The sequence below is a fragment of the Caldisalinibacter kiritimatiensis genome, from assembly GCF_000387765.1.
Lineage (GTDB): Bacteria > Bacillota > Clostridia > Tissierellales > Caldisalinibacteraceae > Caldisalinibacter > Caldisalinibacter kiritimatiensis.
Map to the genome: position 1 here is coordinate 1 of NZ_ARZA01000142.1, position 8,488 is coordinate 8,488.

At 30.5% G+C, this 8,488-nt stretch carries 6 protein-coding genes; all 6 read right to left on the reverse strand.

Annotated features, from left to right (window positions below):
• Positions 1-199: 199 nt before the first annotated feature.
• The 6 genes from dnaJ to lepA all read right to left on the reverse strand — a co-directional run bounded on the left by dnaJ (position 200) and on the right by lepA (position 8,388).
• Positions 200-1,336 carry a molecular chaperone DnaJ gene (dnaJ, locus tag L21TH_RS06840; RefSeq protein WP_034429572.1) on the reverse strand — a complete coding sequence of 379 codons (1,137 nt, stop codon included), beginning with the start codon at positions 1,334-1,336 and terminating at the stop codon, positions 200-202.
• A gap of 164 nt (positions 1,337-1,500) precedes the next feature.
• Entirely contained in the window at positions 1,501-3,357 is a 1,857-nt protein-coding gene (dnaK, locus tag L21TH_RS06845) for a molecular chaperone DnaK (RefSeq protein WP_006312532.1), read from the reverse strand.
• Between the two features lie 26 nt (positions 3,358-3,383).
• Positions 3,384-3,962: a nucleotide exchange factor GrpE gene (gene grpE / locus L21TH_RS06850; protein WP_006312534.1), complete on the reverse strand. Its 579-nt coding sequence runs from the start codon at positions 3,960-3,962 to the stop codon at positions 3,384-3,386.
• Positions 3,963-4,043: 81 nt separating this feature from the next.
• A complete protein-coding gene (gene hrcA, locus L21TH_RS06855) occupies positions 4,044-5,090 on the reverse strand; it encodes a heat-inducible transcriptional repressor HrcA (protein WP_006312536.1) in 1,047 nt (348 codons plus the stop codon).
• A gap of 202 nt (positions 5,091-5,292) precedes the next feature.
• Complete coding sequence (hemW, locus tag L21TH_RS06860) at positions 5,293-6,429, reverse strand: radical SAM family heme chaperone HemW (RefSeq protein WP_006312537.1); 1,137 nt, start codon at positions 6,427-6,429, stop codon at positions 5,293-5,295.
• A 150-nt stretch (positions 6,430-6,579) separates the two neighbouring features.
• Entirely contained in the window at positions 6,580-8,388 is a 1,809-nt protein-coding gene (gene lepA, locus L21TH_RS06865; protein ID WP_006312539.1) for a translation elongation factor 4, read from the reverse strand.
• Between the last annotated feature and the right edge of the window lie 100 nt (positions 8,389-8,488).

The following is an 8,488-nucleotide window of genomic DNA, read 5'->3' on the forward strand; positions in this document are numbered from 1 at the left end:
ACTTCCTTTTAAATATTATAAATTTATATAATTACTAAAAATAAACTTTATTTTTCCCTTTCATAAACAATACATTTTTATTATATCCTATATGTGTAAAGATTACCATGAAGTGTTGATATGTATGATTTGATTTGTTAAAATTTACAAAACCCTTACTCAAATAATAATCACCCCACTAACAAGTGGAGTGATTACTTTAACCTCCAAAAGCATCCTTTACTTTATCGAAAAATCCTTTTTTACTTTCATTTAATGTTTCACCACTTATTTTTGCAAATTCTTTCAATAATTCTTTTTGTTTTTCATTTAATCTCTTAGGCACTTGGACCACAACTTTTACGTATTGGTCTCCTCTACCATTGCCTCTTAAATGATGAATTCCCTTATTTTTTAGTCTAAAAATTGTACCTGTCTGAGTCCCTTCAGGTATATTATACCTTACTTTTCCATCTAATGTTGGTACTTCAATACTATCTCCTAAAGCTGCCTGCACAAATGAAATAGGAACTTCACAAATTACATCATCGCCTTCTCTCTCAAAGATTTCATGTGGTTGTACATTAATATATATATATAAATCTCCTCTTGGACCGCCTCTTTCTCCAGGTTCACCTTCACCTCTCAACGGTATTACAGAACCAGTATCTACACCTGCAGGGATTTTTATATTAATTTTTCTTTCTTTTCTTTCCTTGCCTGTACCACCACATTTACTACAAGGCTCTTCTATAATTTCACCTGTACCATTACAATTATCACATGTCCTTACATTTACAAATTGACCAAATGGAGTATTTTGTGCATATCTCACTTCTCCTGTTCCATTACACTTTGGACACGTAGTTTTATTTGTGCCTGGTTTTGCTCCTGTTCCATTACATACCGAACAATTCTCAGTTCTATTTATCTTAATTTCTTTCTCTGTTCCAAATGCCGCTTCCTCAAATTTAATATTAACTCTATATTTTAGGTCAGCACCTTTTCTTGGTCCTGATTTTCTTCTTCCTTTAGAAAAACCACCACCAAACATATCGAATATATCGTCAAATATATCGTCAAATCCACCAAAGCCTCCAGCTCCTTGTCCGAAGCCGCCAAATCCTTGGCCATTTACACCTTGGTGTCCAAATTGGTCATATCTTGCTTTCTTTTGTGGGTCACTTAGCACTTCATAGGCCTCATTAATTTCTTTAAACTTTTTTTCCGCTTCTTTATCATCTGGATTCATATCTGGATGGTATTTCTTGGCTAGTTTTCTATAAGCTCTTTTTATTTCTTGTTCACTAGCATTTCTATCTACTCCAAGAACTTCATAATAATCCCTTTTACTCACTTTTTCACCACCTTCCAAAAGGCATTAAACTACTATGTTTTTTCCTTTTATTTATAACAGAAGATATTAAGCTACTCTAGTTAATCCTTAAGTTCTCAGATTCATTATATATAAATTTTATTAAAAAATCAAAGCTAAATCCAAAGGATTTAGCTTTGGTAAAATTAATTATTGTTATCGTCATCATCTACTACTTCATAGTCAGCGTCTACTACATTTTCATCATTCTTTGCACTCTGTCCTTGGGCTTGTTCGTTTGCTGTTTGTTGTGCTTGTTGAGCTCCTGCTGCTTGTTGATACATTTTTTGTGATACTGCATGAAATTCATTTGTTAATTCTTCTGTTTTCTTCTTGATTTCTTCTATGTTATTTCCTTCCATAGCTTTCTTTAATTCGTCTACTTTAGCTTGCACTTTTGCTTTTTCATCTTCACTTACATTATCTCCAAGTTCTTTAAGCGTCTTTTCAGTTTGATAAATTAATGTGTCTGCGTTGTTTCTAACTTCAACTTCTTCTTTTCTCTTCTTATCTTCTTCGGCATACTTTTCTGCTTCTTTTACTTTCTTTTCAATTTCTTCTTCTGATAAATTAGTTGAAGCAGTAATTGTAATTTTTTGTTCTTTTCCAGTTCCTAAATCCTTAGCTGAAACATTTACTATACCATTTGCATCTATATCAAAAGTTACTTCTATTTGAGGCACTCCTCTTGGTGCTGGAGGAATTCCTGTTAATTGGAATCTACCAAGTGTTGTATTATCTTTAGCCATTTGTCTTTCACCTTGAAGTACGTGAATATCAACAGCAGTTTGGTTATCTGCAGCTGTTGAGAACACTTGGCTCTTCTTAGTTGGTATAGTTGTATTTCTTTCTATTAATTTAGTAAATACTCCTCCTAAAGTTTCAATTCCTAGTGATAATGGAGTAACATCTAATAATAATAAATCTTTAACTTCTCCACTTAATACTCCACCTTGAATACCTGCACCTAGTGCAACACATTCATCAGGGTTAATTCCTTTATGAGGGTCCTTTCCTGTTAGTTTTTTAACTGCTTCTTGAACTGCTGGAATTCTTGTTGAACCACCAACTAGTATTACTTTATCAATGTCTGTTGGGCTTAATCCTGCATCATTTAATGCCAATCTAGTAGGTTCTAATGTTTTTTCTACTAAATGTGCAGTTAATTCATTAAACTTAGCTCTAGATAAAGTAATATCTAAATGCTTAGGACCTTCTTGTGTAGCAGTAATAAATGGTAAATTAATATTAGTTGTCATTACACTTGATAGCTCTTTTTTAGCTTTTTCTGCTGCCTCTTTTAATCTTTGAAGAGCCATTTTATCTTGTCTTAAATCTATTCCATTTTCTTTTTTAAATTCTTCTGCTAAGTAATCAATAATTGCTTGGTCAAAATCGTCTCCACCTAGGTGATTGTTACCATTTGTTGCTATAACTTCGAAAACTCCATCTCCTAGTTCTAATATAGAAACGTCAAATGTACCTCCACCTAAGTCAAATACTAATATTTTTTGATGTACTTCTTCTTTATCAATACCATATGCTAATGATGCTGCTGTAGGTTCGTTGATAATTCTTCTTACGTTTAGTCCTGCTATCTTACCTGCATCTTTAGTAGCTTGCCTTTGACTATCTGTAAAATATGCTGGAACAGTAATTACAGCATCTGTGACTTCTTCACCAAGATAACTTTCAGCATCAGCTTTAAGCTTTTGTAAAATCATTGCTGAAATATCTTGTGGTGTATACTCTCTACCATCAATTGTAACTTTATGGTCTGTACCCATATGTCTTTTTATCGAAATTATTGTTCTATCTGGATTTGTTATAGCCTGTCTTTTTGCAGTTTCACCAACTAATCTTTCTCCATCCTTAGTAAAAGCTACTATAGAAGGAGTTGTTCTATTACCTTCTGCATTTGGAATAACTACAGGTTCTCCACCTTCCATTACAGCAACACATGAGTTAGTTGTTCCTAAGTCAATTCCTATTATTTTACTCATTTTTCAATCCTCCTTATGTATTATATTTATTTTGATATTTTTACCATGCTTGGTCTAATAACCTTATCATTTAGTTTATACCCTTTTTGGAATACTTCTATAATTGTACCTTCTTCATGCTCATCTGATTCCTCTTGAGCTACACCATGATGAAGGTTAGGGTCAAATTTTTCCCCTAATGCTTTTATTTCTTCAAGTCCATTTTTACCTAAAATATCAATTAATTGCTTATACACCATTTCTACACCTTGATAAAAACTATCGTTTTTATCTTTTTCTTCAGTACTTAAGGCTCTATCAAAATTATCTATTACTGATAGCAACTGTGAAATAAGCTCTTGAGCCGCAAAAGAATATATACTTTGCTTCTCCTTTTCAGCTCTTTTTTTATAATTTGTAAAATCAGCTTGAAGTCTTAAATATCTACTATTTAACTTTTCTAATTCTTTTACTTTTTCTTCATACATTTTTTTGTAATCTTCCTCAAGTTCCTTTTCCTTGTCTTCTTCTAATTCATCCCTTACTGCTTCCAAATTGCTATCTACTTCTTCTTTCATTTCATTTTCTTCACACTCTAGGTCATTATTTTTTAATTCTTCGCTCATATTCCCCACCTCTCTAATGTCTTCTCATTTAAGCCACATTATAGAGGTGTAAGATACTAATCCTACACCTCTTTAATGTCATTATTTAATATAATACTTATTTAAAATTTCATTCATATCTAATGCAATAGACTTAACAGCTGAAATTACTTTTGAGTAATCCATTCTAGTAGGTCCAATAACCCCTATCCTTCCAATAGTTTTTCCATTTAATCTATAAGTAGCTGTTATTAAACTACAATTTTGAACTTCTCTATACCTATTCTCACTACCGATAGTTATCTCAATATCATGTTCTCCACTTTTTAGCATCATATCAACAACTGAGTTTTTATCTTCTAAGAATGATAAAAATGATTTAGCTTTTGATACATCATTATATTCAGGAAAATTAAATATGTTAGTTACACCATCTGCATATAAAGTCACTTCTTCTGTTTTATCTAAAGATTGATTGATAAGAGGAACTATACTATTTATAGTTGATTTAATAGTTTCCCTTAAATCATACATTTCATTCATTAAACTTACTTGTAAATCTTCTCCTATCTCATATATTCTGTGTCCTTTTATTTTTTCATTTAATATATTAGATATTTTATTTAATTGGTCACAAGAAAGTTCTTTATCTACCCTAAATATTGTATTTTTTATTATATTTGTATCTGTAACTATTACAACTAAAACTTTAGTTTGATTTACAGGTACTAATTGAATATGCTTCAATCTACTTTGCTTCACCTGTGGTGCAATAGCTAGTGATGTATAATTAGTAAGCTGTGATAAAATTTTTGCTACATTTTGTATCAGACTATCTATTTCGCCTATTTCTCTTAATAATTGATTTCTTACTTGATTTCTTACTTTTTGTGATATTAGTTTTTCTTCCATTAACGAATCAACATATAATCTATATGCCTTGTCTGATGGAATTCTTCCAGCAGAGGTATATGGCTGAATTAAATATCCTAATTCTTCTAAATCTGACATTTCATTTCTTATAGTAGCAGAACTAACACCTAAATCATACTTTTTTGATATAGTTCTAGATCCTACTGGCTCCGCATTAGTTATATAACTGTGGATTATAGCTTGTAAAATTCTCAACTTTCTATCATCAAGTTTCAAATATACCACCCCATTCACCTTAAAAGAACAACCCAGTCATACACAACTTTTAAGTATACTTTGGGGAGAATATAAATATTTTCTCCAATTTTCTTTATTAGCACTCTACGTTAACGAGTGCTAATTCCTATGTTTTAAGTTATCACTGAATTTTAAATTTGTCAATACCTTTTAAATAAAATTTGCCAAAAACATATTCCTTTTATGAAAGTAATTCTCTAAAAACTATATTAGATAAATCAAGCCCTAGTTTAGTTAATTTAATACTATTGTTATTTGTAATAAGAAGACCCTGTTCCATTAATTTTCTTAAAATCTCTCCATAGATTTCGTCTACATCTATCTCAAATCTATTATAAAATTCTTTTTTATTTATCCCTTGTATAAGGCGTAGTCCTAGTATCATGTATTCGGCCATTTCGATTTTTTTGTGAATTTTTTCCTTTTCTTCAATTGGTAACATCCTTTTATCTAAAGAGTGAAAATAAGATTTAAAGTTGTTATAATTATTATATCTAATACTATTAATATTTGAATGTGCTGCTAACCCTAACCCTAAGTAAGGCTTTACTTTCCAATATAATAAATTATGGTTGCATTCATACCCTTCTTTTGCAAAATTTGATATTTCATAATGACTATATCCTCTTTGTTCTAGGGTTTCTATACCTTTATGATACATCTCTCTTTCTTCGTCCTCATCTGGTAGTTCAAGTTTAGACTTAAGATACTCTTTATAAAATCTTGTTCCTTCTTCTAGTTTTAAGCTATAAAAAGAAATATGTTCAACACCTAAAACTGCAACTTTATTTAGTGTTTCAATAACATTTTCTAGAGTTTGGTTAGGCAAGTTAAACATTATATCAACATTCACATTCCTAAATCCCCATTTTCTTATTAATTCATAACTTTTATAAAAATCCATTGTATTATGAATTCTACCTATTCTTTTTAAGAGTTTATCATTTAATGTTTGAGCACCAATACTTACCCTATTAATATTTATTTCCTTATATACTTTTAACTTTTCGTCATCTAAAGTTTTAGGATTTGTTTCTATTGTAAATTCCTCTAATTCATTTAAATTCATTTTCCCATATAAACAACTATATATTTCATAAATATATTTTCCTTCTAAAATAGAAGGAGTACCTCCTCCTATAAATATAGTTTTAACTACATAATCTTTTAATAACCTTGAGTACATATCTATTTCTTTTTTTAAATAATATATATAATTATCTATCAAATCCAATTTGTCTGGAAATGATTTAAAGTCACAATAATAACATTTACTCTTACAAAATGGTATATGTATATATATACCCAGTTCCTTCATGTATATTCCTCCTGTTTTTATAATTGCCTTTAATATTATTTTATAAAAAAGTCTTCCTTTAAAATGAAAGATTCTCAAGGTTGACTTTTTTGAAACATATAGAAAAAACACACTCTTGTGTGTTTTTTCTTATAAATACAAATATTATTTCTATTTATCATCAAATTTTAATACTGCTAGGAACGCTTCTTGAGGAACTTCTACATTACCTATTTGTCTCATACGCTTTTTACCCTCTTTTTGTTTTTGAAGTAGCTTTTTCTTTCTACTTATATCTCCACCATAACATTTAGCTAATACATCTTTTCTAAGTGCTTTTACTGTTTCTCTAGCAATTATCTTCGAACCTATAGCTGCTTGTATAGGTATAGGGAATAAATGTCTAGGTATTTCTTCTTTTAACTTTGATGCAATGTGTCTACCTCTCTCATAAGATTTCTCACTGTGCACAATAATTGAAAATGCGTCTACTACTTCTCCATTTATTAAGACATCTAATTTTACTAACTCTGAACGTTCATACCCTTTAAGTTCATAGTCTAGTGAAGCGTAACCTTTAGTTTTAGACTTTAATGCATCGAAAAAGTCATATATTACTTCATTTAATGGTAAATCATAGTGTAAAACTACTCTTGTTTGGTCAATATATTCCATATTATTAAATGTACCTCTTCTATTTTGACATAACTCCATAATTGCACCTACATAATCAGTAGGAGACATTATAGAAGCTGAGACTATAGGTTCTTCCATATAATCTATTTCAGTCATGGGTGGTAAATTAGTAGGATTTTGTATTTCTAATTCTGTACCGTCCTTCTTTTTAACTTTATAAATAACACTTGGTGCTGTTGTTACTATACTTAAATTAAATTCTCTTTCAAGTCTTTCCTGTATAATTTCCATGTGTAATAATCCTAAAAAGCCACACCTAAATCCAAAACCTAATGCTGCCGAAGCTTCTGGCTCAAATACTAATGATGCATCATTTACTTGTAACTTTTCCAAAGCATCTCTTACACTATTATAATCTTCTCCTTCTGCTGGATATATCCCACAGTAAACCATTGGTACAACTTTTTTATAACCTGGTAATGGTTTGTCAGTAGGATTATCTCCATCAGTTATTGTATCCCCTACTCTTGCATCTCTTACATTTTTTATACTAGCAGCAACATATCCTACATCCCCTGCTTTTAATTCATCAACAGGAACTTGATTTGGTGCTTGAATCCCAACCTCTGTAACTTCAAATTCTTTACCTGTAGCCATCATCTTTATTTTCATACCTGGCTTTATCGCACCTTCTTTAACTCTTATATAAGCTATAACCCCTTTATAACTATCGTAATAAGAATCAAATATAAGAGCTTTTAAAGGAGCATTTTTATCTCCTTCTGGTGCAGGTATTATCTGTACTAAACTCTCTAATACATCTTCTATATTTATACCCTCTTTTGCTGAAATCATAGGAACATTTTCACAGTCTAAGCCTATTACTTCCTCTATTTCATTTTTTATTTCTTCTGGTCTTGCACTTGGTAAATCTATCTTATTTATAACAGGAATTATTTCCAAGTCCTGATCTACTGCTAAATACACGTTGGCTAATGTTTGTGCTTCTATTCCTTGAGCTGCATCTACTACAAGTAAAGCCCCTTCACAAGCCGCTAAGCTTCTAGAAACTTCGTAATTAAAATCTACATGTCCTGGTGTATCTATTAAGTTAAGTATATACTCCTGTCCATCTTTAGCTTTATAAACAAGTCTTATTGTTTGTAGCTTTATAGTTATTCCTCTTTCTCTTTCTAGATCCATATTATCTAATACTTGCTCCTGCATTTCTCTTTCAGTTAATAAACCTGTTCTTTCTATCAATCTATCTGCTAAAGTCGATTTTCCGTGATCTATATGAGCAATTATTGAGAAGTTGCGGACTCTCTTTTGCTTATCATCCATACTTATCCTCCTCTTGTAACAGTAATCTTTAACAATTATAACACAATATAATGAATGTTTGAAGAAAAATAATACACCTGTTTCTATATTACTAAAAAAC

Excerpts from the sequence above, each read along its gene's own strand:
- hemW (WP_006312537.1), bottom strand. The coding sequence starts at position 6,429 with ATGAAGGAACTGGGTATATATATACATATACCATTTTGTAAGAGTAAA.
- grpE (WP_006312534.1), bottom strand. The coding sequence starts at position 3,962 with ATGAGCGAAGAATTAAAAAATAATGACCTAGAGTGTGAAGAAAATGAA.
- dnaK (WP_006312532.1), bottom strand. The coding sequence starts at position 3,357 with ATGAGTAAAATAATAGGAATTGACTTAGGAACAACTAACTCATGTGTT.
- lepA (WP_006312539.1), bottom strand. The coding sequence starts at position 8,388 with ATGGATGATAAGCAAAAGAGAGTCCGCAACTTCTCAATAATTGCTCAT.